Source organism: Micromonospora sp. NPDC002717, from assembly GCF_040295705.1.
Classification (GTDB): domain Bacteria; phylum Actinomycetota; class Actinomycetes; order Mycobacteriales; family Micromonosporaceae; genus Micromonospora.
Genome location: NZ_JBEOVW010000009.1, coordinates 243,529 through 268,438, shown reverse-complemented (window position 1 = coordinate 268,438; position 24,910 = coordinate 243,529). Strand labels below are relative to the sequence as shown.

Below are 24,910 nucleotides of genomic sequence, written 5' to 3'. Positions count from 1 at the left end.
CATGACCGCTGTGGGGAACGGTGCACAGACAGCCGGCCGGCCCACCCGCCTGCCCCGTTCGGCGCGCCGCAAGCAACTGCTCGCCGCCGCTCAGGAGGTGTTCGTCGCCCAGGGCTACCACGCGGCGGCGATGGACGACATCGCCGAACGGGCGGGAGTCTCCAAGCCGGTGCTCTACCAGCACTTCCCCGGCAAGATGGACCTCTACCTCGCGCTGCTGGACACGCACTGCGACGCGATCCTCGCGAAGGTCGACGAGGCCATGCGCGGCACCAACGACAACAAGGAGCGGGTCGGCGCGTCGGTGCGCGCGTACTTCGACTTCGTCGACCACGAGAGCGAGGCGTTCCGCCTCGTCTTCGAGTCCGACCTGCGCAACGACCCGGCGGTGCGGCAGCGCGTCGAGCGGGTCGAGCAGGGCTGCATCGCGGCCATCACCGACACCATCATCTCCGACACCGGGGTCAGCCGGGCGCACGCCGAGCTGCTCGCCTCCGGCCTGGTCGGGGCGGCCGAGACCGCCGCGCAGTTCTGGCTGGCCGGCGGCCGGCAGGTGCCCAAGGCGGAGGCGGAGGCGTTGGTCGCCGCGCTCTCCTGGCGGGGCATCGCCAGCTTCCCGCTGCAAGGTGAGTCAGCCTGAGCATCGGGGCGCGAGATCGGATAGCCTTCCCCTCGGCGGCTCTTTCGCCCGAACGAGGAGGCACTGTGGAGGTCAAGATCGGCGTGCAGTACGCGCCCCGCGAGCTGGTGCTGGAGAGCGCGCAGTCGCCGGCCGAGATCGAGCAGATCGTGACCGACGCCATGACCAAGGACGAGGGCACCCTCTCCCTGACCGACGAGAAGGGCCGGCGGGTGATCGTGCCGGTCAACAAGGTCGCCTACGTCGAGATCGCCGAGGCGTCGCCGCGGGCGGTCGGTTTCACCGTCCGCTGACCCGGTCGGCAGCCCGCGACGGGTGACGACGTCGCCCGTCGCGGACCCCGCCGGCCCGGCCCGGCACGCCGACTCGCCCGGCACTCCGTGTGCCGGTGCGTCGGTCGTCGAGCGGCAGGCTTCCTGGCGCCAGTCGCGGTGGAGTCGCCCGCGCGTCAGTTGTTCAGCCCGGCGGCGGCCATCCGCGTGGTGTGCGCGTCGGTCAGCCGCCGGAAAAGTCCCTGCACGTCCACCCGGTCGCTGCCGGCGATGAGGGCGGTCAGCGCACCCCGGTCGGCGGCGACCCGACCGGCCTGCGACAGGGCCTCCCCGACCAGCCGCCGCGCCCACATCGAGAGCCGGCCGGCCACCTTCGGGTCGGCCGCGATGGCGGCCCGGATCTCGGCGACGGCGAAGTCGGCGTACGCGGAGTCGTGCACCACGTCGAGGACGAGCCGGCGGTCCGGCTCGGCCAGGGCCGCGGCGATCTCCCGGATGAAGTCGTCGGTGATGGCGTCGCCCACGTACGCCTTGGTCACCGCCTCCGCCCAGTCCCGCGGCTCGGTCGAGTCGTGGTACGCCTGCAGCGGCGCGACGTACGGCGCCATCGCGTCGTCGGGGAGCACGCCGAGCGCGGCGAGCCGGTCGGCCAGTCGCCGGTAGTTGCCGATCTCGGCGGCGGCCATCTCGCTCAGGGCCGCCCGGCGGCGCAGGTCGGGGGCGAGCCGGGCGTCGACGGCCATCCGCTCGAAGGCGAGCAGTTCGCCGAACGCGACCAGGCCGAGCAGATCCGGGACGGCGGGGTCGGGCGGGTCCGGGAGGGCAGGGTCGGGCAGGTCCGGGACGACGTGGGCCGACAGAGCCGAAACGGCAGCGCCGGGCGGGTCCGGGACGGCAGGGCCGGTCTGGTCGGGGTCGGGCACGAGCGCAGGCTACCGCCCGCCCGCACCGACCGGGGGGAGTGACGCGGGTCACACCCGATGCCCCCGGGCGTGCCACCTGCGCCAGGAATCAGGACGACTGGCGTGCTGTTCAGGTAACATGGAGCAGTTGCCGTGGGCGCCGAGCTGGCCAGGCCGGTCCAACAGACCGGTCGGTCCCATCGAAGTCCGACTCCACGGCGCGCGTGCGGCCCGGTCCGGCCAGGCGTTCTGCCGCCGACCGTGTGGCCCGCGCCACACCGATCGCGCCCTGAGGACATGACGGGGCGCACCCACGAGAGGGCACCCCCAAATCCATATGAGCGAGCTGACCCAAGAACTCATGGACGGCCAGGAGCTGGCCGCCACCGCTCCGGTGCGTCCGGAGGCACCCACCTTCGCCGAGCTGGGCGCGCGTCAGGAGACCGTCGACGCGCTGGCCGCGGCCGGCATCACCCGCGCGTTCGCCATCCAGGAGTACGCGCTCCCGATCGCGCTGCGCGGCACCGACCTGATCGGCCAGGCGCCCACCGGCACCGGCAAGACCCTCGGCTTCGGCGTACCGCTGCTGGAGCGCGTCTTCGCGCCCGAGGAGGGTGGCGACGGCGTGCCGCAGGCGCTGGTCGTCGTGCCCACCCGCGAGCTGGGCATCCAGGTCGCCAAGGACCTCGCCGCCGCGGGCCGGACGCGGGGCGTCCGGGTCCTGCCGATCTACGGCGGTGTGGCTTACGAGCCGCAGGTCGACGCGCTGCGCAAGGGCGTGGAGATCCTGGTCGGCACCCCCGGCCGCCTGCTGGACCTGGCCAAGCAGAAGCACCTGCGCCTGGACCGGGTGCACGCGCTGGTCCTCGACGAGGCCGACCGGATGCTCGACCTGGGCTTCCTCGACGACGTCGAGCGGATCCTCGCGATGCTGCCGGAGGACCGGCAGACGATGCTCTTCTCGGCGACCATGCCCGACCCGATCGTCACCCTCTCCCGGCGCTTCCTGCGCCACCCGGTGACGATCCACGCGGGTCACACCGCCGAGACGGGGCCGTCGCCGCAGACCGAGCAGCTGGCCTACCGCACCCACTCGATGAACAAGATCGAGATCGTGGCCCGCATCCTGCAGGCCGAGGGTCGCGGGCTGACCATGATCTTCACCCGCACCAAGCGGGCCGCCGACCGGGTCGCCGAGGACCTCGACTTCCGGGGCTTCGCCGTCGCCGCCGTGCACGGCGACCTCGGGCAGGGCGCGCGCGAGCGGGCACTGCGGGCGTTCCGGGCGGGCAAGATCGACACCCTGGTCGCCACCGACGTCGCCGCCCGGGGCATCGACGTCAGCGGTGTCACGCACGTGATCAACTACGACTGCCCCGAGGACCAGGACACCTACACCCACCGGATCGGTCGCACCGGCCGGGCCGGGGCGAGCGGCGTCGCGGTGACCTTCGTCGACTGGGACGACATGCCGCGCTGGCGGATCATCGACAAGACGCTGGGCCTGGAGATGCCGGAGCCGCCGGAGACGTACCACACGTCCCCGCACCTCTACACCGACCTGCACATCTCCACCGAGGTCACCGGCACCCTGCCGACGGCCGAGCGCACCCGCGCCGGCCTGGCGGCCGAGGTGGAGGAGGACCTGGGCGGTGGCCGGTCCCGCCGGGGCGAGGGCCGGGGCTCCCGGCGCGGCGACGGCCGCGGTCGCGGCGAGCGCCGCCAGGGCCGCGCCACCGGGGAGTCCGGCGGGCCGGGCGCCGACGCGCCGGCCGAGGCCGCCGAGGAGGGCACCCGCACCCCGCGTCGCCGCCGGCGTCGCCGCGCTGGCGAGACCGTCTCGGGCGAGCCGACCGCGGTGATCACCACCGAGGCCGCCGACGCCCCCGCCGCCGCGGGCGAGGCCCCGAAGCCGCGCCGCCGCCGGCGCCGTCGTGGTGGCGGTGGCTCCGCCGCCGGTACGCCGGCCGAGGCGACCGCCGACTGACCCGAGCACGACACCCGACATCCCCGTACCGGTCCCCCGGTGCGGGGATGTCGCCGTCGTGACCGGATGAAGGCCCGCGCGACCGGGTGACCGAACGCGACCGGTCCCACCGCGCATGGTCGGGCGCCCGCGGCGCGTCCGCGGGAGCGCAGCGTGCCCGAGGGGATCGGGCCGCCCGGCGGTGCGCCGCCGACGACGAGGAGGATGGAGCAATGCCCGAACCGCTGGATGCCGCCCTGACCGAGGTCCGGGCGCTGTTGCTCGACCCCACGCTGACGCGCGCGGTGGCCGCCGGACGCCGGCGCGGGCACCGCCCCTCGGTGGTCCGCGCCGAACTGCGGCCGGTCGCGCTGAAGGCCGGTCCCCGGCTACAGATATCCACCTCCGACGGCTCCCGGCCGTACACCCGCAACGTCGCCCCCGGCCCGGAGGCCGACGCGGCGATGGACGCGCTGCTGGCCGAGCCGTTCGGCAACTGGCACGTGGAGACCGCCGACGCGACGCTGCAACTGCGGGTGACCAAGTCGGGCGAGGCGCAGGTGCACCGGGCCGCCGCGGCCCGGCCGGTCGCCGAGCCGGGCGGGCACGACCGGGCGAAGGAGTACCTGCTCGACCCGGGCGACCCGATCTTCGCGGAGATCGGGGGCTCGGCGGCCAAACGCCGGCAGGTCGACGCGTTCCTGCGGGCGCTGGCGGCGACCCTCCCCGACGACCTGACGGGCCCGCTGCGCGTCGTCGACCTGGGGTGCGGCAACGCGTACCTGACCTTCGCCGCGTACCGGTGGCTGGCGCGGCGGGGGCTCGACGTCGAGCTGGTCGGCGTGGACGTCCGGGAGGACCAGCGCCGCCGCAACACCGAGCTGGCCGAGCGGCTCGGCTGGGCCGAGCGGGTCAGCTTCGTGGCCGGCACGATCGCCGACGCCGTCGTGGAGCCCGCCCCCGACCTGGTGCTGGCACTGCACGCCTGCGACACCGCCACCGACGAGGCGCTGGCTCGGGCGGTGCGCTGGCGGGCCCGCTGGGTGCTCGCCGCACCGTGCTGCCACCACGACGTCGCCGCCCAGCTGCGCGCCAGGCCGGCGCCCGCGCCGTACGACCTGCTGACCCGGCAGGGCATCCTGCGCGAGCGCTTCGCGGACGTCCTCACCGACGCGCTGCGGGCCGGGCTGCTCCGGCTGCACGGCTACCGGGCCGAGGTGGTGGAGTTCGTCGACTCCCGGCACACCCCGCGCAACCTGCTCATCCGGGCCCGGCGCACCGGCACCGCCCCGACGGACGGCCAGCGGGCGGAGTACCAGGACCTGGTCGGCCAGTGGGACGTCACCCCACGGCTGGCGACGCTGCTCCCCGCAACCACCCCGGACGCCGGCGCGTCAGCGCGCTAGCGCGGTCGCCCGACGCCGGCCGCGGTGACCCGGCCGCTCGCAGCGTGGTTGTGAAGCGACAACCATCGCTCGGTCCTGGGTGATTCGCGTCATTGTTCCGGCGAAAAAGTCCCGCCCACAGGACGGTCTGGTCGGTCAGTCAATTGCATCCATACCTTTCCGTACTACCCTCGGAGGCGCACCGCCGGGTGCCGGTCGGGAGGGAAGACCCGCAGGGATGGGTTCGGTAGAGGTATCGCCGCAGATGGCCTTCGCACGCTTCGTGCGGCGCGCCATCGACGACGCCCGCGAGGAACGCGGGTGGACCGTGACGGACCTGGCGTCCCACACCGGCGTCGGTCGCTCCACCGTGTTCCGCTGGCTCGCCGGGGACTGGCAGGACTACCCCGAACTCGCCAAGGTGCGGGGTTTCTGCGCCGCGCTGGACCTGCCGGTCGCGGCCGCGTTCCGTGCGCTCGGCCTGCCCGACGCCGGCCCCGCGCCCCGTCGGCGCGTCGACGACGGCCCGGTCGAGGCGGACGTCCGGGTGATCCTGCAACGGCTGGCCGATCCGACCGTGCCGGCCGAGGAGAAGCACCACATCCGCGACCTGCTGCGCTACCTGGCCCGCCGCCCGATCCGGCGCGCCGGCTGAGCCGCCACCCGCACCACCGCCACCCGCAGCGCGGGCCGAGACACCACCCCGCAGCGCCGCCCGAGCCGCCACCACAGCGCCAGCGGCGATGACGGCTGCGGCCGGCGGCACGGCGATGGGGCCGGCCGCCGGAGGGTCAGGGCACGGTCAGGGTGAACTCGGCGGTCCGCACCACGCCGCCGACCTGGAAGTCGAGGTAGAGCCGGTACCGGCCCGGGCCGGGCGTGGTCACCCAGAACTTCACCGCCCCGTCGACCGCCTCCGGCTCCGGGTGGACGTGCAGGTAACCCAGGTCGCCCTCGCGCAACGCGACCAGGTGGCCGTACGCGCCGAGGTAGCGCTCCAGCGTCGGGGTGCCGCCGGCGGCCGAGCCGAAGCGGAAGGTCAGCGGGACGGTCAGACCCGCCTGCGGTGTGCCCTGGTAGCCGACGGTGAACCCGTCGACCGTGGCCGAGGTGGCCGGCGCCGGCAACGGCCGCGGCTGGTAGCCGCCGGGCGCGACCAGGTCGACCCCGAGCGTCACCGCCGTCTGCCGGCCGTCGTCGGCGAGCGCGGTGAAGTCGGCGTACGCGCGCCAGACGCCCGGCTGCGGCAGGGTCAACGGCACCGACCACGTGCCGTCGGCGGCCATGGTCGGGTGCAGGTGCTGGTAGCCGGTCAGGTCGCGGCGCACCACGATCAGGTGCATCGGCCTGTCGTGCACGACGGCGAACCGCGTCACCGGGCGGCGCTGCGCGTCGCGCACCCGGAAGCGCAGCTCGCCCGGCCGGCCGGCGATGAACGACGACGCCACGGGGGCGAGCGTGTAGCCGGCCGAGGTGACCGAGAGGCCCGCCGCCTCCGCCGCCGCGCCCTGGTCGGCGCCGTGCTCGTGCGCGCCCGTCCCGGGCGCGTGGGTGTGGTCGGCCAGGGCGCTGTCCAGCCCCACCGACCCCGCCGGGCCACCGCCGTTGAGCCGGCCGAGACCGAAGCCGAGCAGCACCGCGAGCACCAGGCCGCCGACGACCAGCGCCAGCCGGAGCGTGCTCCGGTCCGGCACGGCCGACACCTGCTCCGGCCCGGCCGGGGACTGCTCCGGCCCGGCCGGGGACTGCTCCGGCCCCGCCGAGGTCTGCGCACGCACCGTCGATCCCTGGTCCGGCACGGCCGACGCCTGGTCAGGCAACGCTGCCCTCCCGCTCACGCCCGGGCTGCTGATCGGTCATGTCGCTTACGCTACCCTCCGTCACGGTCGCGCCGCTCCGGCGGCGACGCGGCGTGGCGGCGGTCGCAATCCCGCCCGCCCGGGAACTTCCCGGCCGGGTCCGCGACGCGGACGCGCGGCTCAGCCGGCGACCGCCAGGGCAAGGGGCAGGACGTCGGGGGCGCCGGCCCGGCGCAGCTCCCGGGCGACCATCGTCATCGTCCAACCCGAGTCGACCAGGTCGTCGACGAGGAGCACCGGCCCGTCGAGGCCGGCGAGGGTGTCGGCCAGGTCCTCCGGCACGGTGAAGGAACCGTGCAGCGCGCGTACCCGCTGGGCGCTGTTGCCACGCGAAGCCCCGCCGCCAGCCGGGCCGGCCGCCGTCACCCGGCCGAGCATCGGCAGCCGGCCGACGGCGGCGATCCGCTCGGCGAGCGAGCCGACCAGCCGGGGCCTGCTGCGCGAGCCGACCGCGACCACGCCGACCGGGCGGCGCGGCCACGGGTCGTCCCCGTGCGCCCACGCCTTCAGCACCTCGACCACGGCGGCGGCCACGTCGTCGGGGACGGCGACGTCGGGCGCCTCCGGTGCCACCAGGTCACGCAGCCGGCCGCCCCACCCCAGGTCGGACAGCCGCCCCACCGCGCGCCCCGGCAACGCCTGCTCCGCCGGGGCGATCCGCCCCTTGAGCGGTACGCCCACCGCCTCCAGCCCGGTCGGCCAGAGCTTCTTCGGCGCGATCTCCACGCCGGGGCGGCCGAGGAAGGTCTGCGCGGCGGCCAGCGCGACGTCGGACACCTCGGGCGTGAACAGCGGGCCGGCGCAGCGGTCGCACCGGCCGCAGTCGGTCGCCCCGGCGTCGTCCAGGCACTCGCGCAGGTAGCGCAGCCGGCAGTCGGGCGTGGTCGCGTACTCCCGCATGGCCTGCTGCTCGGCGGTGCGCGCCTGGGCGACGCGGCGCAACCGGGCCTCGTCGTAGGCCCAGGGCTCGCCGGTGGCGAGCCAGCCGCCGCGCACCCGGCGGACCGCGCCGTCGACGTCGAGCACCTTGAGCATCAGCTCCAACCGGGCCCGACGCAGGTCGACGATCGGTTCGAGGGCCTGCGTGGAGAGCGGGCGGTCGGTGTGCAGGGCGGCCAGGACGGCGCGGACCTGCTCCTCCGGCGGGAAGGCCAGCGAGGCGAAGTAGCGCCAGATCGCGGCGTCCTCGACGCCGGGCAGCAGCAGCACCTCGGCGTGCGCGACGGCCCGGCCGGCGCGGCCGACCTGCTGGTAGTACGCGATGGGTGAGGCCGGCGCGCCGAGGTGCACCACGAAGCCCAGGTCGGGCTTGTCGAAGCCCATGCCCAGGGCGCTCGTCGCGACCAGCGCCTTGATCTTGTTGTCGAGCAGGTCCTGCTCGGCGGCGCGCCGGTCGGCGTCCTCGGCCTGGCCGGTGTAGGAGGCGACCGCGTAGCCCCGGGAGCGGAGGAACTCGGCGGTCTCCCCCGCCGCGGCGACGGTGAGCGTGTAGACGATGCCCGAGCCGGGCAGCCGGTCCAGGTGGTCGGCGAGCCAGGCCAGCCGGTGCGCCGGGGTCGGCAGGTCGAGCACGCCGAGGCGCAGCGACTCCCGGTCCAGGCTGCCGCGCAGCACGAGGGCGTCGCCCAGTTGCTCGGCGACGTCGGCGGTGACCCGGGCGTTGGCGGTGGCCGTGGTGGCGAGCACCGGGGTCCGCTCGGGCAGGTTGCCGAGGAACGTACGTAGCCGACGGTAGTCCGGCCGGAAGTCGTGCCCCCAGTCGGAGACGCAGTGCGCCTCGTCGACCACCAGCAGGCCGGTGGTGGCGGCCAACTTCGGCAGCACCGTGTCCCGGAAGTCCGGGTTGTTGAGCCGCTCGGGGCTGATCAGCAGCACGTCGACGGCCCCGGCGTGGATCTCGGCGGTGATCTCGTCCCACTCGTCGAGGTTGGCCGAGTTGATCGTGCGGGCCCGGATGCCGGCGCGGGCCGCCGACTCGACCTGGTTGCGCATCAGCGCCAGCAGCGGCGAGACGATCACGGTCGGGCCGGTGCCGCCCCCGTCGCCCCGTCCAGCGGCGGCATCATGGTCGCGCCCCCGCAGCAGGGCGGTGGCCACGAAGTAGACGGCCGACTTGCCCCACCCGGTGCGCTGCACGCAGAGCACCCGGCGCCGGTCGACCACCAGCGCCTCGATCGCCCGCCACTGGTCCTCGCGGAGCCGGGCGTGCTCGCCGGCCAACCGCCGCAGCACCGCCTCGGCCCGCTCCCGTACCGCCGTCCGATCCTGGCTCATCCGGCATTTCTACCAGCGCCGGACGACCGCGCCCCGGTTCACGCCGGAGGTTCCGGTCACGATCCGGCCGGTGGCGGTCGCTCCGGCGTGGGGGCCTGCGTCGGGGGCAGGAAGAACAGCAGCTCACGGAGCCGGTCGGTGACGGTCGGCGGCAGCAGGCAACGGCCGGCGAGTTCCTCCATCGAGGCGTACGGGCCGCGCAGCCAGCGGTCCACCGCGATCTGACGGCACTGGTCTGCGGTGAGCCTGACCGGCGGTTCGGCTGCCGAGGCGGTCGGCGAGAAGGAGGTCGCGGCCCTCGGCGACGCCGCCCGGCAGGTGCCCTTCACCGCCGTCGTCGGCGCCGACGGCAACCTCGCCTCGCTCACCCTGGACGTGCCGGCCGCCGGCAAGGCGAAGGCCTGGACGTACGTGGTGAAGTACCTCGACTACGGCGCGGCGCCGAAGCTCGTCGCGCCGAGCGGCGACGCCGCGCAGCAGGCGCCGAAGTTGGCGTACGAGATGCTCAACGGCTGATCGACGACGCAGGCGACCGGGTGTCGCGGCCGCACGGGGGGCCGCGGCACCCGGTCGCTCCGTGCTCCGCTGGATGTCCCGGCCCGTCGCGCAGCTGTCAGCGCCCGAGGACGGAGCCGCCGTTGACGCCGAGTACCTGGCCGGTGACGTAGCCGGCGGCCGGGCCGGCCAGGTAACGGACGGCCTCGGCGATGTCGTCCGGTACGCCGGCCCGCCCGACCAGCGTCGCCGCCACCCGCTTCGCGTGCCCCTCCGGAGTCATCCGGTCGCCGAAGAACTCCGTCTCCGCCACGTAGCCGGGGCTCACCACGTTGACCGTGATCTGTTCCGGGCCGAGCTGCCCGGCCAGGTCGTACGCCCAGCCGTGCAGCGCCGCCTTCGCCGCCGAGTACGCCCCGCCTCCGCCCCGCTGGGCGGCGATCGAGCTGACCAGGATGACCCGGCCGCCCGGTCGGCGCAGGGCCGGCCGCAGCGCCTCGGTGAGCAGCACGGCAGTGAGCACGTTGGCGTCCAGATTGGTCCGCCAGTGCGCGGCGGTGCCGGCGAGCGTGCTCACGTCCCCGCCCAGGTAGCCCCCGGCGTTGTTGACCACCACGTCGACCGGCCGCCCGGCGACCGCCTCGACCACCCCGCCGAGCTGCTCCGGATCGGTCAGGTCGGCGCTGACCGCCTGCGCAGCCCCGGGACGACCGCACTCGGCGTTCACCCGCTCGGCCGTGGCGAGCAGCACGTCCGCCCGCCGCCCCACGATCAGGACGTCGCACCCGTCCCCCGCGAGCGCCCGCGCGACGGCCGCCCCGATCCCGGTCCCGCCACCACTCACCACCGCCAACCGCTCACCCATCCCGCACCGCTCCTCCCCACGACCGAGCCCCCGTCGATCATGAGGTTATTGCCACCGTCAACGGCGTTTCGCGGCAACAACCTCATGATCAACGGGGTTTGTCCGGGGTGGGGGGTTAGGGGCGAGGGGGGCGGCGGAGCGTGTGGCGTAGGAGTGCCACGCGGGGGGCGAGGCTGGCCAGGCCGCCGGGGAAGAAGTAGACGGCCAGGATGAAGACCGTGCCGAGCACGAACAGCGGCTGCGACAGCGGGCGGCTCAGGAACCCGGGCAGCGCCTCCACCGCGTCGGAGGTGCCGAACGCGACCAGGCGGTGGTCCAGGTACATGTAGAGGATGCCGCCGATCACCGGGCCCCACCGGGTGCCCGGCCCGCCGAGCACCACCATGACCAGCAGCGCCAGGGTCCACTCGGAGGAGGTGATGTGCGGCGAGGCGCCGCCGACGATCAGGACGTAGACCACGCCGCCGGCCGCCGCCAGCCCACCCGCCAGGGTGAACGCCACCAGCTTGAACCGGTACGGGTCGAGCCCGAGCACCCCGATGCGCCGCTCGTCGTCGCGCAGGCCGGCGAGCACCCGCCCCGTCGGCGAGCCGGAGACCCGGTGCACCACGAAGACCACCACGACCAGGTACGCCAGCGCCAGCCAGTAGAGGTTGACCGTGTTGGTGACCCCGACCAGCCCCTGCGGCAGCCCGGAGACGTCCAGCGGCAGGCCCTCCTCGCCACCGGTCAGCCCGCCGAAGTCGCGGGCCACCAGGATCGCGCCGACCTGGGCGAAGGCCAGCGTCACCATGGCGAACGCGATGCCGACGGTGCGCAGCGCCACCGCGCCGAGGAGCGCGGCGAGGATCGACCCGCCGGTGATCGCCAGCAGCGCCGCCTGCCACAGCGGCAGCCCCGCCTTGGTGATCAGGATGTCGGTGCCGTAGACGCCGGCGGCGAAGTAGAGGGCGTGCCCGAAGGACAGCATCCCGGTGCGGCCGAAGAGCAGGTCGTACCCGGCGGCCAGGCCGCCGAAGACCAGGCAGACGGCGAGCAGTTGCAGGGTGCCCGGGGAGTTGAGCGCCCCCTCGAAGATGCCCGGCAGGTGCAGCGTGGAGTACGGCAGGATCAGCGCGACGACCAGCGCGACCAGCGGCAGGAACGGGCGCAGCCCGTGCCAGCGTCCCCGGCGCGGGCCCAGCTCGCCGGGCACCGCCGCGGGCGGAGCCGGGACCTCGGGGCTCTTGACCTCGGTCATGCCGTTGCCACCTTTCCGGCGATGCCCTGCGGGCGCAGCAGCAGCACCACGGCCAGCAGCGCGACCACGCAGATGTCGCCCAGCCCGGAGGTGCCGTAGTAGTTGACGAACTGTTGCGTCAGCCCGACGGCGACGGCCGCGTACGCGGAGCCGACCACCGAGCCCATCCCGCCGATGACCACCACGATGAACGCGAAGATCAGCAGCGAGCTGCCCTGGCCGGGCGAGACGGTGCCGAAGTAGACGCCGCCGAGCGCGCCGGCCAGCGCCGCCGCCGCCCCGCCGATGGCGAAGACGAGGGTGAACGCCTTGCGCACGTCGATGCCGAGCGCGGTGACCATCTCCCGGTTCTCGACGCCGGCCCGGATGATGAGGCCGTAGCGGGTCCAGCGGAGGAAGGCGAGGATCGCGCCGAGCACCAGCACCGCGGCGATGATCAGCAGCAGGCCGCCGTTGGGCACGTTCGCGCCGAGGATCGAGGTGACCTGCCGGGTCCACTCGGGGCGCGGGAAAGGCCGGGCGTCCGCGCCCCAGGTGGCCTGGAGCAGGGCCACGCCGGCCAGCGAGAGGCCGACGGTGACCAGCACCTGCTCGATGGTCCGGGAGTAGAGCGGCCGGATCAGCACCAGCTCGACCAGCATCGCCACCAGCGTGCCGGCGGCCACCCCGAAGGCGACGGCGACCACGAAGCCGAAGCCGTCCGAGCCGGCGCCGGGCAGGTTGTGCGCCGCCCACCAGGTCCCGTACGCGCCGACGCCGAGGAAGACGCCGTGCGCGAAGTTGAGCACGTCGGCGAGGCCGAAGACCAGGGAGAGCCCGCTGGCGACCAGGAAGTAGAGCGCCGCCAGGCCGAGCCCGGTCAGCGCCAACAGGATGACGGTGTCCATCAGTGGTGCACCTCCGCCGAGCCCACGCCCAGCAACGACTTGGTCAGGGCGGTCTCCAGCAGCAGTTCCTGGGCGTCGCCGGTCCAGGCCACCTGCCCGGCGGCCAGCACGACCGCGTCCCGGGCGAGCCGCCGGACCACCGCCAGGTTCTGCTCGACCAGCAGCACCGGCACGGATTCGGCGACCCGTTCCAGCACCTCGGCCACCTCCGTCACCACCTTCGGCGCCAGGCCCTTGGTCGGCTCGTCGATCAGCAGCAGCCGGTTGTCGTTGAGCAGCACGCGGCCGATCGCGAGCATCTGCTGCTGCCCGCCGGAGAGCGAGCCGGCCCGTTGCCGTCCGCGCCGGTCCAGCTCCGGGAAGAGGGCGTAGACCTTGTCGTACGCCGGGGTGGTGCCCCGGCGTTCGGCGAGCCGCAGGTTCTCCGTGACGGTGAGCCCGGCGAACACGCAGCGGTCCTCCGGCACGTAGCCGAGCCCGCCGCGGATCAGCCGGTGGGTCGGCCGGGCCAGCAGGCTCTGCGCGCCCATCCGGATCGCGCCCCGGACCTCGCCGCCACGCGGCGTGAGGCCGACGATCGCGCGCAGCGTGGTCGTCTTGCCGACGCCGTTGCGCCCGAGCAGGACGGTGACGCCGGTCGGGGCGACCGTGAAGGACACCCCCTGGAGGATGTGCAGCCCGGCGATCCGGACCGACAGGTTCTCCACGCTGAGAATCGGTTCACTACTCATAGCGACTCCCCCAGGTAGGCCTCTTGCACGGTGGGGTTGGCCATCACCGTCTTCGGGGTGTCGCAGGCGAGCAGCGCGCCGTGGTGCATCACGGCGATCCGGTCGGCCAGCTCCAGGATGACGTCCATGTGGTGCTCGACCATGAGCACCGACCGGCCGCTGTCGCCGGTCAGCGAGCGGATCACCGAGACGAGTTCGGGCACGTCCTCGGCGCTGACGCCGGCCATCGGCTCGTCGAGCAGCATGACGCGGGGCTCCCCGGCGAGCAGCAGGGCGATCTCCAGCTTCCGCTTCTCGCCGTGGGCGAGGGTGCCGGCGAGGGCCTCGCCCCGGTGGGCGAGGCCGACCCGGTCGAGCGCCGCGTCGGCGGCGGCGGCGACCTCACGGTCGGCCGCCGCCCGCCGCCACAGCTTCATCGAGCCCCCGCGGTGCGCCTGCACGGCGAGCCGGACGTTCTCCCGCACGCTGAGCGAGCCGAAGACCGAGGATGCCTGGAAGGTACGGCCGAGCCCGAGGCGGGCCCGCCGGTGCGGCGGGAGGGAGCCGATGTCCTCCCCGTCGAGGGTGATCCGACCTTCCGTGGCCCGGCGTACGCCGGTGATCAGGTTGAACAGTGAGGTCTTGCCGGCGCCGTTCGGCCCGATGACGCCGAGGAACTCCCCGGGCGCCAGGTCGAGGTAGACGCTGTCAACGATGGCGACCTCACCGATCCGCCAGGTCAGACCGCGGGTGGCGAGCATCTGTTGTCAGCCCTTCATCGCCACGGCCGGCGGCGCGGTCTCGTCCCCGGTCAGCGCCTTCTGGGCGGTGGCCGTGAACGTGGTGCCGCTGCCGGTCAGCTTGGCCTGGAACATCGGCTGGAGCAGCGCGTGGTCCTCGGCGCGGATGCTCATCTTGCCCTTGACCCCGTCGAAGCTCCAGCCCTCCAGGGCCTTGACCATCTTCTCGACGTCGTCGCCACCCTCCTCGACGGCGCGCACGACCATCTGCGCGGCGGCGAAGCCGTCCGGGTGGAACAGGTCGACGGTGCCGACCTTGGCCTTCAGCGCCTTGGCGGCCTCGTTGTCGGAGGCCCCGTCGAAGTAGTGCGACAGGAAGGAGATCTTGCTGCCGGCGGCGCCGAAGGTCGGCCACGAGGCGCGGATGTCCAGGCCGGTGACGACCGTGGTGGAGGAGAGCACGCCCTGCTGGTCGAGGGTCTGCCACATGGCCGGGGCGGTGGTGCCGGCCCAGGCGACGAAGAGCAGGTCCGGCTTGGCGGACTTGATCTGGCTGGCGAACGGGGTGAACTCGGTGGCGCTGGCCGGGGCCCGGACGCTGCTGACGGTCGCGCCCGCGCCGCCGATGACGGTCTTGACGGCGGCCTCGTTGGCGTCGCCGAAGGCGCCGTCCTGGGCGAAGACCACGACCTTCTTGCCGGCCGGGTCGCCGATGAACGACTTGGCGGTCACCACGTCCTGGTACGACTGCCGCCCGGAGCGGAACGTGTACTTGTTGGCACCGGTCACCGCGTCGGTGGCGGCCGGCCCGGAGATGAAGAGGACCTTGTTCTGCGCGGCGATCGGGGCGACCTGGAGCGCCACGCCGGACGCCGTCGAGCCCGCGATGATCTTGTTGCCCTTACCGATCAGGTCCTTGGCCGCGGAGACCGCCTTCGCCGGGTCACCGGCGTCGTCGACCTCGGTGATCTCGATCGTCCGGTCGCCGACCTTGTTGGTGCCCTTGGTCGCGTAGTCGAGACCGGCCTTGAACCCCTCGATGTACTGCTTGCCGTAGCTGGCGAGGGCTCCCGACTGGGAGTACACCAGGCCAACCTTCACCGGGGCGGCGCTGTCACCGCCGCCGGAGGCGGTTTCCTGCGGGCTGCCACAGGCCGTGGCGGCGAGCGCCGCGGCCATCATGGTGGCGGCGGAGAGGAACACCCGCCGCGTCGTCCGGACCGTCATTGCGACTCCACGTGAGGACTCGGAGGTAGGGAACTACATGTGACGGCTCACGCTAGAAGTGACGTCACGCACGGGCTATGTGGCCGAAACACACAAGTAACAGGGGTGGGGTGGCCGAGAGTTACAACGGTCTCGACTCGGCATTGACGGCGCACGTCCGCGATGGGTCTCCGGACCATCGATGGAAACGCTCCTGTGTCGCCCCGCGCCACCGACACCCACCGAATGCCGTATTCCTCCCGCGCCCCGCCGGCCGGGACACCCGTCACGGCCGCGCCGGCGGAATGCAGGGGCCGTCGTGGTCGGCCGCCCGTCCGCAGCGGCGACCGCCGTCGAGCAGGCTGTCGCAGAAGACCCGATGGCGTACGAACTGGGCGTCCTCCGCAGAGACGGTGGTCTCGCCACGGTCGACGTCCGGGAGGAATCCCAGCGCCCGGGTGATCGCCCGGGCGAACCGCTTCGCGGCGGACAGGTCGGTGGCGAGCACCGGCAGGTGCACCACGAACCGCTCCCGGCTCACCGCCGCCCGCCCGGCGCGAACCGGGACTGCCAACTGCGCAGCGCCCGCTTGATCCGCGCGTTCTCCTCGGCGGTGAGGACGAGGTCCCGACGGGTGGCGGCCAGTTCGGCAGCCACCCGGTGCAGGAACGCGTGCACCTCGACCGGGTCGAGCCCCCGCCGCACCGAGCGGAACCGGCGGTCGCGGATCTGCCCGGCGGTGAGCGGGCGGCAGGAGTCCGACCGGTACCAGCCGCCGTTCGGCGGCCGGGTCACCCGCCTGCGCCGGGCCGGTCGGAACAGGTTCAGCACCTTGCGCATGACCACCGTCCTCGCGTCGCGTCCGCTGGAAGGCGGCCCGGTCCGCAGGTAGGGGATGCGGACCGGGCCGCCGGCCCCGCGACCGCAGCCCTCGTCGGCGGTACGACCCCGGAGCCCTCTCGAGGTCCGAACCCGGAGGCTTGCCGAACCAACCGGAGCCGGACAGGGAGAAGCTACCCCAAATGTTTGTGTAGGTCGACCCCCGGTGTCGCGACACGACAGCTTGTTGCAGTTACTGGTGTAGGCCGGCATGATCGGAGACGCCGAACCAACCGGAGTCTCTCCATGCCCACAGCAGAAGCCCCATATCGTCAGATCGCCAACGACATCACCGCGAAGATCAAGAGCGGCGAACTCAAGCCGGGCGACAAGTTGCCGTCGACCCGAGAGTTGGCGGAGGCCTACCAGGTCCACATGAACACCGCCTCGCGAGCCCTCTCGCTGCTGCACGACCGCGAGCTGATCACCGGCCAGCCCGGCCGGGGCACCTACGTGGCCGAGCGCCCCACCACGTAGCCACCCGGCTCGCCGGATCAGCGCCTGCGAGATCTTGGTACGAAAGTGTCCCTGGAGGGGCCGTTTCGTACCAAGATCTCGGGCGTTCGCCGCCCCACCCCGCGAATCACGGGTCGGGGTGGCGGCGGGCATGGGGCCGGGGGCGCCCTCATAGGTGGGGCAGCTCGACAGCGTCGCGCAGCCACCCCCGGGCACACCTCAATCGTCTGCGACATCAGCTCGACAGGCACCGGGCACGGACGGCCCGCGCGAGCACCTTGAGCACCACGGGCACCCCGACAAACGACGCCGGCCCGCCACCCGGAAAGGGGTGACGGGCCGGCGATGGGGCGGCGGGATCGGTCAGCGTCGGGCGAGACCCTCGCGGGCGGCGACGGCGGTGTCCGGGTGGTCGCTGAAGATGCCGTCCAGGCCGAGGCCGAGGAACAGCTCGTACTCGGCCTTGATGTCGCCGTGCGCGTTCGGGTCGGTGCCGATCCGGAAGTCGGCCGGCAGGAACTGGTTCTCCGCCCGGAACGTCCAGGCGTGCACGACCAGCCGCTCCCGGTGCGCGTCCCGGACCAGGGTGGTCGGGGCGAGCAGCTTGCCGGTGGCGTCGCGCGGGACGATCAGGTTCTTCTGCGCGCCGACACCGTCGGCGTAGCTCGCGATCCACTTCAGGCCGGCCGGCTTCGCCAGGTCCTGGTAGGTGCGGGCGTCGCCGGCGACGGTGAAGTCGTACGGGCGGCCGGTGGCGTCGAGGAGCTGGGCGAGCTTGACGTCGATCATCCGGTCCAGCTTGCGCAGGTTGGCCGTCTCGAACGACTGGATGATCACCGGCGAGTTCCGGTGGGTCAGCTTGTTGCGCCGCAGCACCTCGACCAGCGGCTCCTCCAGCGGCAGCCCGATGGCCGCGAAGTAGGTGGGGTGCTTCGTCTCCGGGTAGACGCCGATCGTGCGCCCCCGCGCCCGCCCTTCGGCGCGGGCCAGGTCGATGACCTCCTGGAGGGTGGGCACGTCGAACCGCCCGTCGAACGCGGTGTTGCCGACGCGCACCTGCGGCAGCCGTTCCTTGGCCCGCAGCGTCTTCAGCTCGGCCAGGGTGAAGTCCTCGGTGAACCAACCGGTGACCGCGACGCCGTCGATGGTCTTCGTGGCCTTGCGGTCGGCGAACTCGGGGCGGGCGGCCACGTCGGTCGTACCGCTGATCTCGTTCTCGTGCCGGGCGACCAGCGCGCCGTCGCGGGTCGCGACCAGGTCGGGCTCGATGTAGTCCGCGCCCTGCCGGATCGCCAGCCGGTAGGCCTCCAGCGTGTGCTCCGGCCGGTAGCCGCTGGCGCCGCGGTGGGCGATGACGAGGGGCCGGTCGGTCGCCCGGGCCCGCTCGGCGGCGGGCGCCGGGGCGGCCGACGCGGCCACGGCCGGCACGGCCACAACGGCCGCGAGCAGGGCCCCGGCCACTCCGAGGGCGGAAAGGGTACGTCGCAACGCCGTCTCCTGTCGTCGAGGGATCCGCCTCAGCAGACCTGTCCGGATTGACGGCGAGTTGGTCGGCGGCTGACGGGCGGATGAACCCTGGGCATTCCGGTTTCGACACCCGGATCGCGATGGAAAAGGAAGATTGTCTGGTGCGCCGGCTTCTTCGTCACCCCGTACGGATCGTGCCGTTCGGTTTCCTGGTGGCGATCCTGCTCGGCACCGGGCTGCTGATGCTGCCCTGGGCCACCAGCGAGCACAGTTACACCCCGTTCCTGACCGCCCTGTTCACCGCGACCTCGGCGGTCTCGGTGACCGGCATGGCGGTCGTGGACACCCCGAACTACTGGAACGAGTTCGGGCTCGTGATGATCACCGTGCTCACCCAGGTCGGCGGCCTCGGCATCGTCACCGGGGCGACGCTGGTGATCCTGGTGGTGGCCCGGCGGCTGGGGCTGCGCAGCCGGTTGCTGGTGCAGGCCGAGACCGCCGAGTTCGGCATCGGCGACGTACGCCGGCTGCTGCTGCGCATCGCCGGCCTCGCCCTGGTCTGCGAGTCGGTGATCACCGCGATCCTGACGGCCCGGCTCTGGATCACCTACGACTACCCGTTCACCCGGGCCCTCTGGATCGGCGTCTTCCACGCCGTCCAGGCCTTCAACAACGGCGGGTTCGCCCTCTACACCGACAACCTCATCGGCTTCTCCTCCGACGCCTGGGTCACCCTGCCGCTGGCCATCGGCACCATCGTCGGCGGGCTCGGCTTCCCGGCGTTGTTCGAGGCGACCCGGGAGTGGCGGCAGCCGCGTCGCTGGGCCGTCGCCACCAAACTCACCGTCTGGGGCAGCCTGACGCTGCTGGTGGTGGGCTTCCTGTGCCTGCTGGTCATCGAGTGGGCCAACCCGCGCACGCTGGGCGTCTACGCCTGGCCGGACAAGCTCCTCGTGGCGTTCACCCAGAACGCGTTCATCCGCACCGGCGGCTTCAACGTCGTCGACGTCGAGGGCCTGGAGGACGAGACCTATCCGCTGATCATCGCGCTGATGTTCATCGGCGGCGGCAGCGCCAGCACCGCCGGCGGGATCAAGGTGACGACCTTCTTCCTGCTCGCCTTCGTCATCTGGGCCGAGCTGCGCGGCGAGCCGGACGTGACGGTCGGGAACCGCCGGGTGGCCACCGCCAGCCAACGCCAGGCGATCACCGTCGCGCTGATCAGCGTCGCGCTGGTGGCCGTCGGCACGGTGCTGCTGGTCTTTCTCACCGAGGGAGTCCGTTACTACCAGGCGCTGTTCGAGGTGACCTCGTCGTTCACCACCACCGGCCTCAGCGTCGGGGTCGCCTCCGCGCTGCCGGAGAGCGGCCAGCTCGCCCTGATCGTCCTCATGTTCGTCGGCCGGGTCGGGCCGCTGACCCTCGGGTCGGCGATCGCCCTGAACACCCGCCGGCGGTTGTACCGCTACCCGGAGGAGCAACCCATTGTCGGATAGAACCACGAACGAAGGCGGCGTCCTGGTGATCGGGCTGGGCCGGTTCGGCTACCACCTGGCCGGCGCGCTGACCGCGCTCGACCACGACGTGCTGGCCATCGACCGCAACCCGGACCAGGTGCAGCGATGGTCGGCCCAACTCGACCGCGTCGTACAGGCCGATGCCACCGAGGAGGGGGCGCTGCGGCAGCTCGGCGTGGCGGAGTTCGGCCGGGCGGTGGTCGCGATCGGCGCCTCGGTGGAGGCGAGCGTGCTGAGTGTGCTGGCGCTGACGGAGCTGGGCGTGCCACAGATCTGGGCCCGCGCGACCTCGGAGAAGCACGCGAAGATCCTCGGCTCGGTCGGCGCGCACCACGTGATCTTTCCCGAGGCGGAGACCGGCGAACGGGTGGCCCACCTGATCGTCACCAGGATGCTCGACTTCATCGAGTTCGGCGACGACTTCGCCATCGCCAAGGTGTGCGTTCCGGAGGCGATGGTCGGCCGGCCGCTGACGGACCTGGTGCCCACCGAGCGCTACGGGGTGCGGGTGGTCGGCGTGAAGCTGCCCGGCGAACGCTTCCGGTACGCCACCGACGAGACCGTCATCTCCCCGGGCAGCATGCTGATCATCGAGGGGAACATCGCGCAGGTGCAGAGCTTCGCGGCGCTGAGCTGACCGGCGGGCTCAGCTGACCCCGGCTGGCTCAGTCGTCGTCATCGTCCCTTTCCCTTTTCCTGGCTTGCTTTCTTCCCACCACCCGACCCCTTCCCCTTGCCGGAGTTGTCGGACTTGGCCTTCGAGCCGCCCGCTGAGGTGCCGGCCTTCGTCTTCGGGGTCTTGGTCGTCGGGGCCCTGGTGGCGGGCGCGGTGCTCGGCGCCGAGCCGGCCACGCCGGAGACCTGCACCCCGCAGGTCTCGTCGCCGAGGCGGAACTCCACCGGCAGCGGGTTGGTCCCGGTGTGCCGGCCGGTCAGCGTGAACTTCTCCGACGCGCCGGGGGCCAACGCCCGCTCCGGGGGCGGCTCCACGAGCACCGTCCGGCCCTGCTGCCGTACGGGCACGGGCACCGACTTCGTCACGGTCTGCTGGCCGGGAAAGGTGAAGCTCATCCGCCAGCCGCGCAGCTCCTGCTGGCCGGTGTTGGTCAGGGTCAGCTCGGCGGCGAAGTCCTTGCCGGAGTCCTTGCGCAGCGTGTACGCCACGCGGCAGGGCGCCGGCTGCTCCGCGCCCATCCGCGCCTGCGTCGGCTGGTCGATGCCGCCGCTGGCCGGGCTGCGGGAGGTGACCCCCCACAGCGCCGCGGTCACCGCCACCAGGCCGGCGGCGGCCACCCCCGCCTCGACCCGCCGGCGCCGCGTCGCCGCCCGCCGGTTGCGCGTACCCGAGAACGGCAGCGCGTCGGTGGCGGCGGACCAGGGCAGGATCGTGGTGCCGGCGCTGGCCAGCTCGGCCGGGTCCACGGGCCCGGCGGCCGGGGAGACGGGCACCGCCGCGATCATGCCGGCCGCCTCCGCGAGCGTCCGGGCGACCTCGGCGGTGCCGGGCCGGTCCTCGGGCCGCTTCGCCAGGCACCGGCGCACCAGGTCGCGCACCTCGTCGGGGAGCCCCGGCACCGACGGCATCGGCTCCGGGTCGTTGTACATGTGCGCGCGCAGCATCTGGGTGGTGGTGCTCGCTTGCCAGGGCAGCCGCCCGGTCAGCATCCGGTAGAGCAGCAGGCCCACCGCGTACACGTCCGTGGCCGGGGAGACCTGGCCGTTGTCGAGCCGCTCCGGGGCGAGGTACGCGGGCGTGCCGAGCAGGGCCCCGTCCGGCCCCTTCTCCTTCTCGCCCACCAGCGCCGAGATGCCGAAGTCGACGACCTTGACGCCGGTGGTGGTCAGCATGATGTTGCCCGGGGTGACGTCCCGGTGCACCACGCCCCGGGCGTGCGCGGTGGCCAACGCCGAGGCCACCTCCGCGCCGATCGTCACCGCCTCCCGCCAGGGCAGGCTCCCCCGCCGCAGCCGGCCCGTCAGCGACTCGCCGTCGACCAGCTCCATGACGACGTACGGCACGGTCAGGCCGACCTGCTCGGACTCGCCGTAGTCGTAGACGTTGGTGATGTTGGGGTGGCACAGCCGCGCGGCGGCCTGCGCCTCGATCCGGATGCGGTGCCGGAACGCGCGGTCGTTGGCCAGCCGGGACGCGAGCACCTTGACCGCCACCTGGCGGCCGAGCACCTCGTCGTAGCCCCGCCACACGACGGACATGCCGCCCGCGCCGAGCTGCTCGATCAGCCGGTACCGCTCACCCAGCAGTTGCGCGCCGTCCCGGATCGGTCCACCCATGGGGGTCGTTGTTGCCCCGGACTGCCCCGGCTACACCTCGGCGGTCGGAATCGGTCACCGAAGTCACCCGATCAGGCGGTGGCGAGGAGTTGGTCCACCGGGGCGTAGTCGTCGGTCAGCACCAGCGCCCCGCCGACGAAGGCGGTCAGCTCGGCGCCCGCGAGCAGGGTGGCGCCTTCCCGCAGGTCCACCAGCCGGTCGCGGATCGCGTCCAACGGCAGCGGGGCGTCGGAGGCGACGATGAGGAAGTTCGCGCCCTCCTGCCCGGCGAGCGCCGCCGACGGGGCGATCACCGCGACGTGCCGGAACTCGGCGGCGACGGTGGCCAGCTCGCTGCGGATGAAGCGCAGCGGCGGGTAGTCGATGACGTTCTGTACGTAGACGCCGCCGGGCCGGGTCACCCGACGGATCTCGGCGGCCATCTCCCGCGTGGCCAGGTGCCAGGGCACCACCAGGTGTCCGAAGGCGTCGCCGACCACGAGGTCCCGGCTGTCGGTCGCCTCCCCCGCGACCAGCATCCGGGCGTCACCCACCACCGCGCGCAGGTCCGGCCCCTGGCGTACGCCCAGCTCACGCTCGCCCAGCTCGACCAGCCCGCCGTCGATCTCGAACACCACGTTGTCCGTGCCCGGGCGGGTGGCGGTCAGGTAGCGCGGCACGGTGAACCCGCCGCCGCCCAGGTGCAGCGCGTCCAGCCGCTGCCCCTTCGGAGCCACCACGTCGGCCACCGCCCCGATCCACCGCGTGTACGCGTACTCCAGGTGGGTGGGGTCGGCGAGGTCCACGTACGAGTGCTGGGCCGAGTTGAGCAGCAGGGTGCGGCCGGAGTCCCGGCCGGGGTCGGCCTCGACGCTGGCGCAGTGGTAGGCCGTCTCGATGTCGCACGGGTTCGGGGCGACCGTGGTGAGCCCGGCGCCGACGAGGCCGAGCACGGCCAGGGCCGCCTTGGCCCGCGCCGGGCCGGGCAGCTCCGCCCGGTCCTGCCGGCGCAGCCACACCCCGAGACCGAGCCCGGTGAGCCCGAGCGAGGCCGCCAGGGCGAACAGGATGACCGTGCTGGGCAGCGCGGCGACCAGCACGAAACCGGTGCCCAGGGTGGCGGTGATGCCGCCCAGCGTGCCGATGCCGGAGAGCCGGCCGACCACCTGGCCCGTGCGCCGCAGGTCGGCGAGCTGGAGCTTGACGACCAGCGGGGTGACCGCGGCGAGCAGGGCCGCCGGCACGAAGACGGCGAGCGCGACGAGCAGCAGGATGGCCGTGGCGGCCCCGCCGCGCAGCACCTCGCCGGCGTACCGGACCACCGGCAGGGTGACCGCGGTGGCGATGCCGGCCAGCACCAGTGCCGGGGCCAGCAGGGTGCGCGGGTTACGCCGGTCGGCCAGCCAGCCGCCCGACCACGCCCCGTACGCGATGGCCGCCAACGCGATGCCGATGACCGAGCTGGTCACCTGGAGGGTCACCCCGACGTACGGCCCGACCAGGCGCAGCGCGACGGTCTCCAGCACCAGGACGGCGCCGCTGGAGAAGAAGACCAGGAACGCGGCGAGCCCGTTGGGCAGGGCCTTGGCGGGCGGCCTCTCCGGCCGGGCCGGAGAGGCCGTGACGTCGGACGATGGGAAGCTCACCCGCGCGATGGTACGCAGTGAACATGGGGCCGCGGGTCAGTACATCGATAGATGAACGTGGTTCGTGTGGTCGGCGGCGGGGCTGCCGCTGCCGCCGTACGCCCGCCATCCGGTGCCCGGGTGCCAGATCTGCCGGTACCAGATCACGTAGAGCACGCCGAGCCGGCTGGCGTTGCGCACGTGCCAGGCGGCGAGGCTGTCCCCGTACGCCTTGTCCCCGCCGGTGGCGGTCTTGTCCTCGAACCCGCCGGCGGCGGCCGAGAAGTCGCAGGCCCGGCCCTTGGGATGCTCACCGGAGCCGCCGCTGCGGTAGCAGGAGACGTGCCGCTTGTAGCCGGCGTTCTGGGTCTGCTGGAGGGCGTTGAGCGTGCGCGGGGTGATGCAGCCGGAGGTGGTGGGGTCGTTCACCGAGCAGGACTCCGAGGGCCAGGAGCCGTCGGGGTTGCGCGGCGCGGGCTTCGCCGAGGAGGAGTTCCCGCCGCTGAAGCCGCCGCTGCTGCCCGAGCTGACCGCCGCGAGCGCCGCCTCGGCCTCCTTCTTCTTCTTCGCCATCACCGCGAGCTGCTTCTGCTGCTCCCGGACCTCGGCGTCGAGGGCGATCTTGGCCTGCCGCGCCTGCTCGCGCGCCTCGGTCAGGTCGCGCAGCCGCCGGCCGTCGCGCTGCGCCATCAGGTCCAGGTGCGCCGCCCGCTCCAGGAACGCCTCGGGCGAGGCGCTGTTGAGCAGCATCGCCGTCGGGGTGAGCCGGCCCACCCGGTACGACTGGGCGGCCACCTCGCCGACCTGCGCGGTCAGCTCGACCAGCCGGCCCTCCAGCGTGGTCAGCTGCCCCGTCAGCGTCTTCTGCCGGCGCTTGGAGTTGTCCAGCTTCGCCTTGGCCTCGATGTGCGCCTTGGCGGTGGCCTCCAGGGCGTCGCGCAGCTTCTTGGTGCCGCCCTCGTTGGGCTCCGCGTACGCGGGCACGGCGCCGCCGCCGAGGAGCAGCGCCACCGCGACGAGCAGGGCGACCAGCGGACGGCGTACGGCCGACGGGGCGGGCAGCGGGCGGCGGTCACGCCGCGCCGACAGGGCGATCAGCGGACGACGGCCGCGACGCCCGACGGGCATGGTCCTGCGCACGAAAGCATCCTTTCGTCGGCCGCCGGCCCCGGGTGGCAGCGCTGCGCGGCGGCGGCCCCGCCGGGCGCCGGTCGGCGGCCTGCTGGCGGAGACCGGCGGTCAGGATACCGGACC

At 73.6% G+C, this 24,910-nt stretch carries 25 protein-coding genes; 9 read left to right on the top strand and 16 right to left on the bottom strand.

Annotation, left to right across the window (positions count from 1 at the left end; genetic code table 11):
• Position 1 precedes the first annotated feature (1 nt).
• Complete coding sequence (locus ABT006_RS16595) at positions 2–640, top strand: TetR/AcrR family transcriptional regulator (protein WP_350707158.1); 639 nt, start codon at positions 2–4, stop codon at positions 638–640.
• Between the two features lie 65 nt (positions 641–705).
• Positions 706–933, top strand: a complete 228-nt coding sequence (locus ABT006_RS16590; RefSeq protein WP_350684773.1) for a DUF3107 domain-containing protein — start codon at positions 706–708, stop codon at positions 931–933.
• A gap of 155 nt (positions 934–1,088) precedes the next feature.
• Here ABT006_RS16590 and ABT006_RS16585 read toward each other — a convergent pair whose 3' ends face one another.
• A complete protein-coding gene (locus ABT006_RS16585; protein ID WP_350707156.1) occupies positions 1,089–1,835 on the bottom strand; it encodes a ferritin-like fold-containing protein in 747 nt (248 codons plus the stop codon).
• A 316-nt stretch (positions 1,836–2,151) separates the two neighbouring features.
• Between ABT006_RS16585 and ABT006_RS16580 the strand changes: the two genes are divergently transcribed.
• The 3 genes from ABT006_RS16580 (at position 2,152) to ABT006_RS16570 (ending at position 5,820) form a co-directional block, all read left to right on the top strand.
• Positions 2,152–3,801 carry a DEAD/DEAH box helicase gene (locus tag ABT006_RS16580; protein ID WP_350707154.1) on the top strand — a complete coding sequence of 550 codons (1,650 nt, stop codon included), beginning with the start codon at positions 2,152–2,154 and terminating at the stop codon, positions 3,799–3,801.
• Positions 3,802–4,013: 212 nt separating this feature from the next.
• Positions 4,014–5,186 carry a class I SAM-dependent methyltransferase gene (locus tag ABT006_RS16575; protein ID WP_350707152.1) on the top strand — a complete coding sequence of 391 codons (1,173 nt, stop codon included), beginning with the start codon at positions 4,014–4,016 and terminating at the stop codon, positions 5,184–5,186.
• A 217-nt stretch (positions 5,187–5,403) separates the two neighbouring features.
• Positions 5,404–5,820 carry a helix-turn-helix domain-containing protein gene (locus ABT006_RS16570; RefSeq protein ID WP_091627481.1) on the top strand — a complete coding sequence of 139 codons (417 nt, stop codon included), beginning with the start codon at positions 5,404–5,406 and terminating at the stop codon, positions 5,818–5,820.
• Positions 5,821–5,956: 136 nt separating this feature from the next.
• Here the strand turns inward: ABT006_RS16570 and ABT006_RS16565 are convergent, their stop codons facing one another.
• The 3 genes from ABT006_RS16565 to ABT006_RS16555 all read right to left on the bottom strand — a co-directional run bounded on the left by ABT006_RS16565 (position 5,957) and on the right by ABT006_RS16555 (position 9,513).
• Entirely contained in the window at positions 5,957–6,943 is a 987-nt protein-coding gene (locus ABT006_RS16565) for a DUF8832 domain-containing protein (RefSeq protein ID WP_502890983.1), read from the bottom strand.
• Positions 6,944–7,144: 201 nt separating this feature from the next.
• Positions 7,145–9,298, bottom strand: coding sequence for a RecQ family ATP-dependent DNA helicase (locus tag ABT006_RS16560; protein WP_350707150.1), 2,154 nt, complete (start codon positions 9,296–9,298; stop codon positions 7,145–7,147).
• A gap of 56 nt (positions 9,299–9,354) precedes the next feature.
• Complete coding sequence (locus tag ABT006_RS16555; protein WP_350707149.1) at positions 9,355–9,513, bottom strand: hypothetical protein; 159 nt, start codon at positions 9,511–9,513, stop codon at positions 9,355–9,357.
• Positions 9,514–9,538: 25 nt separating this feature from the next.
• On the opposite strand from ABT006_RS16555, the gene ABT006_RS16550 reads away from it, so the two are divergent.
• Entirely contained in the window at positions 9,539–9,814 is a 276-nt protein-coding gene (locus ABT006_RS16550; protein WP_350707147.1) for a hypothetical protein, read from the top strand.
• 97 nt (positions 9,815–9,911) lie between these two features.
• Here the strand turns inward: ABT006_RS16550 and ABT006_RS16545 are convergent, their stop codons facing one another.
• From ABT006_RS16545 to ABT006_RS16510, 8 genes are all read right to left on the bottom strand, one after another.
• Positions 9,912–10,658 (bottom strand): SDR family NAD(P)-dependent oxidoreductase, encoded by a 747-nt coding sequence (locus ABT006_RS16545; protein ID WP_350707145.1) that lies wholly within the window; start codon positions 10,656–10,658, stop codon positions 9,912–9,914.
• A 115-nt stretch (positions 10,659–10,773) separates the two neighbouring features.
• Positions 10,774–11,898 (bottom strand): branched-chain amino acid ABC transporter permease, encoded by a 1,125-nt coding sequence (locus ABT006_RS16540; protein ID WP_350707143.1) that lies wholly within the window; start codon positions 11,896–11,898, stop codon positions 10,774–10,776.
• Positions 11,895–12,785 carry a branched-chain amino acid ABC transporter permease gene (locus ABT006_RS16535; RefSeq protein ID WP_350707141.1) on the bottom strand — a complete coding sequence of 297 codons (891 nt, stop codon included), beginning with the start codon at positions 12,783–12,785 and terminating at the stop codon, positions 11,895–11,897. The genes ABT006_RS16540 and ABT006_RS16535 overlap by 4 nt, the downstream gene beginning before the upstream one ends.
• Positions 12,785–13,516, bottom strand: a complete 732-nt coding sequence (locus ABT006_RS16530) for an ABC transporter ATP-binding protein (RefSeq protein WP_350684783.1) — start codon at positions 13,514–13,516, stop codon at positions 12,785–12,787. Before ABT006_RS16530 ends, ABT006_RS16535 begins: the two co-directional genes overlap by 1 nt.
• Positions 13,513–14,256: an ABC transporter ATP-binding protein gene (locus tag ABT006_RS16525; protein ID WP_350707139.1), complete on the bottom strand. Its 744-nt coding sequence runs from the start codon at positions 14,254–14,256 to the stop codon at positions 13,513–13,515. The genes ABT006_RS16530 and ABT006_RS16525 overlap by 4 nt, the downstream gene beginning before the upstream one ends.
• Positions 14,257–14,262: 6 nt before the next feature.
• Entirely contained in the window at positions 14,263–15,462 is a 1,200-nt protein-coding gene (locus ABT006_RS16520) for a substrate-binding domain-containing protein (RefSeq protein WP_350707137.1), read from the bottom strand.
• Positions 15,463–15,727: 265 nt separating this feature from the next.
• Positions 15,728–15,982 carry a hypothetical protein gene (locus ABT006_RS16515; protein ID WP_350707135.1) on the bottom strand — a complete coding sequence of 85 codons (255 nt, stop codon included), beginning with the start codon at positions 15,980–15,982 and terminating at the stop codon, positions 15,728–15,730.
• The gene (locus ABT006_RS16510) at positions 15,979–16,281 is read right to left on the bottom strand and encodes a DivIVA domain-containing protein (RefSeq protein WP_350707133.1); all 303 of its coding nucleotides are present in this window, start codon (positions 16,279–16,281) and stop codon (positions 15,979–15,981) included. The genes ABT006_RS16515 and ABT006_RS16510 overlap by 4 nt, the downstream gene beginning before the upstream one ends.
• 285 nt (positions 16,282–16,566) lie before the next feature.
• On the opposite strand from ABT006_RS16510, the gene ABT006_RS16505 reads away from it, so the two are divergent.
• Positions 16,567–16,797 (top strand): GntR family transcriptional regulator, encoded by a 231-nt coding sequence (locus ABT006_RS16505; RefSeq protein ID WP_210776528.1) that lies wholly within the window; start codon positions 16,567–16,569, stop codon positions 16,795–16,797.
• A 342-nt stretch (positions 16,798–17,139) separates the two neighbouring features.
• Here the strand turns inward: ABT006_RS16505 and ABT006_RS16500 are convergent, their stop codons facing one another.
• Complete coding sequence (locus ABT006_RS16500; protein ID WP_350707131.1) at positions 17,140–18,264, bottom strand: glycerophosphodiester phosphodiesterase; 1,125 nt, start codon at positions 18,262–18,264, stop codon at positions 17,140–17,142.
• 140 nt (positions 18,265–18,404) lie between these two features.
• On the opposite strand from ABT006_RS16500, the gene ABT006_RS16495 reads away from it, so the two are divergent.
• Together ABT006_RS16495 and ABT006_RS16490 are read left to right on the top strand one after the other, a co-directional pair.
• Entirely contained in the window at positions 18,405–19,739 is a 1,335-nt protein-coding gene (locus ABT006_RS16495) for a TrkH family potassium uptake protein (protein WP_350707195.1), read from the top strand.
• A 25-nt stretch (positions 19,740–19,764) separates the two neighbouring features.
• Positions 19,765–20,397 (top strand): potassium channel family protein, encoded by a 633-nt coding sequence (locus ABT006_RS16490; RefSeq protein WP_350707193.1) that lies wholly within the window; start codon positions 19,765–19,767, stop codon positions 20,395–20,397.
• A 38-nt stretch (positions 20,398–20,435) separates the two neighbouring features.
• On the opposite strand, the gene ABT006_RS16485 is transcribed toward ABT006_RS16490, so the two are convergent.
• The 3 genes from ABT006_RS16485 to ABT006_RS16475 all read right to left on the bottom strand — a co-directional run bounded on the left by ABT006_RS16485 (position 20,436) and on the right by ABT006_RS16475 (position 24,784).
• Entirely contained in the window at positions 20,436–22,052 is a 1,617-nt protein-coding gene (locus ABT006_RS16485; RefSeq protein ID WP_350707129.1) for a serine/threonine-protein kinase, read from the bottom strand.
• A gap of 71 nt (positions 22,053–22,123) precedes the next feature.
• On the bottom strand, positions 22,124–23,677 hold the full coding sequence (locus ABT006_RS16480) for a fused MFS/spermidine synthase (protein ID WP_350707127.1): 1,554 nt from the start codon (positions 23,675–23,677) through the stop codon (positions 22,124–22,126).
• 36 nt (positions 23,678–23,713) lie between these two features.
• Positions 23,714–24,784 carry a coiled-coil domain-containing protein gene (locus ABT006_RS16475; protein ID WP_466022514.1) on the bottom strand — a complete coding sequence of 357 codons (1,071 nt, stop codon included), beginning with the start codon at positions 24,782–24,784 and terminating at the stop codon, positions 23,714–23,716.
• Between the last annotated feature and the right edge of the window lie 126 nt (positions 24,785–24,910).

Excerpts from the sequence above, each read along its gene's own strand:
- ABT006_RS16525 (WP_350707139.1), bottom strand. The coding sequence starts at position 14,256 with ATGCTCGCCACCCGCGGTCTGACCTGGCGGATCGGTGAGGTCGCCATC.
- ABT006_RS16520 (WP_350707137.1), bottom strand. The coding sequence starts at position 15,462 with ATGACGGTCCGGACGACGCGGCGGGTGTTCCTCTCCGCCGCCACCATG.
- ABT006_RS16575 (WP_350707152.1), top strand. The coding sequence starts at position 4,014 with ATGCCCGAACCGCTGGATGCCGCCCTGACCGAGGTCCGGGCGCTGTTG.
- ABT006_RS16540 (WP_350707143.1), bottom strand. The coding sequence starts at position 11,898 with ATGACCGAGGTCAAGAGCCCCGAGGTCCCGGCTCCGCCCGCGGCGGTG.
- ABT006_RS16560 (WP_350707150.1), bottom strand. The coding sequence starts at position 9,298 with ATGAGCCAGGATCGGACGGCGGTACGGGAGCGGGCCGAGGCGGTGCTG.
- ABT006_RS16485 (WP_350707129.1), bottom strand. The coding sequence starts at position 22,052 with ATGGGTGGACCGATCCGGGACGGCGCGCAACTGCTGGGTGAGCGGTAC.
- ABT006_RS16530 (WP_350684783.1), bottom strand. The coding sequence starts at position 13,516 with ATGAGTAGTGAACCGATTCTCAGCGTGGAGAACCTGTCGGTCCGGATC.
- ABT006_RS16545 (WP_350707145.1), bottom strand. The coding sequence starts at position 10,658 with ATGGGTGAGCGGTTGGCGGTGGTGAGTGGTGGCGGGACCGGGATCGGG.
- ABT006_RS16510 (WP_350707133.1), bottom strand. The coding sequence starts at position 16,281 with ATGCGCAAGGTGCTGAACCTGTTCCGACCGGCCCGGCGCAGGCGGGTG.
- ABT006_RS16580 (WP_350707154.1), top strand. The coding sequence starts at position 2,152 with ATGAGCGAGCTGACCCAAGAACTCATGGACGGCCAGGAGCTGGCCGCC.
- ABT006_RS16570 (WP_091627481.1), top strand. The coding sequence starts at position 5,404 with ATGGGTTCGGTAGAGGTATCGCCGCAGATGGCCTTCGCACGCTTCGTG.
- ABT006_RS16535 (WP_350707141.1), bottom strand. The coding sequence starts at position 12,785 with ATGGACACCGTCATCCTGTTGGCGCTGACCGGGCTCGGCCTGGCGGCG.
- ABT006_RS16595 (WP_350707158.1), top strand. The coding sequence starts at position 2 with ATGACCGCTGTGGGGAACGGTGCACAGACAGCCGGCCGGCCCACCCGC.
- ABT006_RS16505 (WP_210776528.1), top strand. The coding sequence starts at position 16,567 with ATGCCCACAGCAGAAGCCCCATATCGTCAGATCGCCAACGACATCACC.
- ABT006_RS16475 (WP_466022514.1), bottom strand. The coding sequence starts at position 24,784 with ATGCCCGTCGGGCGTCGCGGCCGTCGTCCGCTGATCGCCCTGTCGGCG.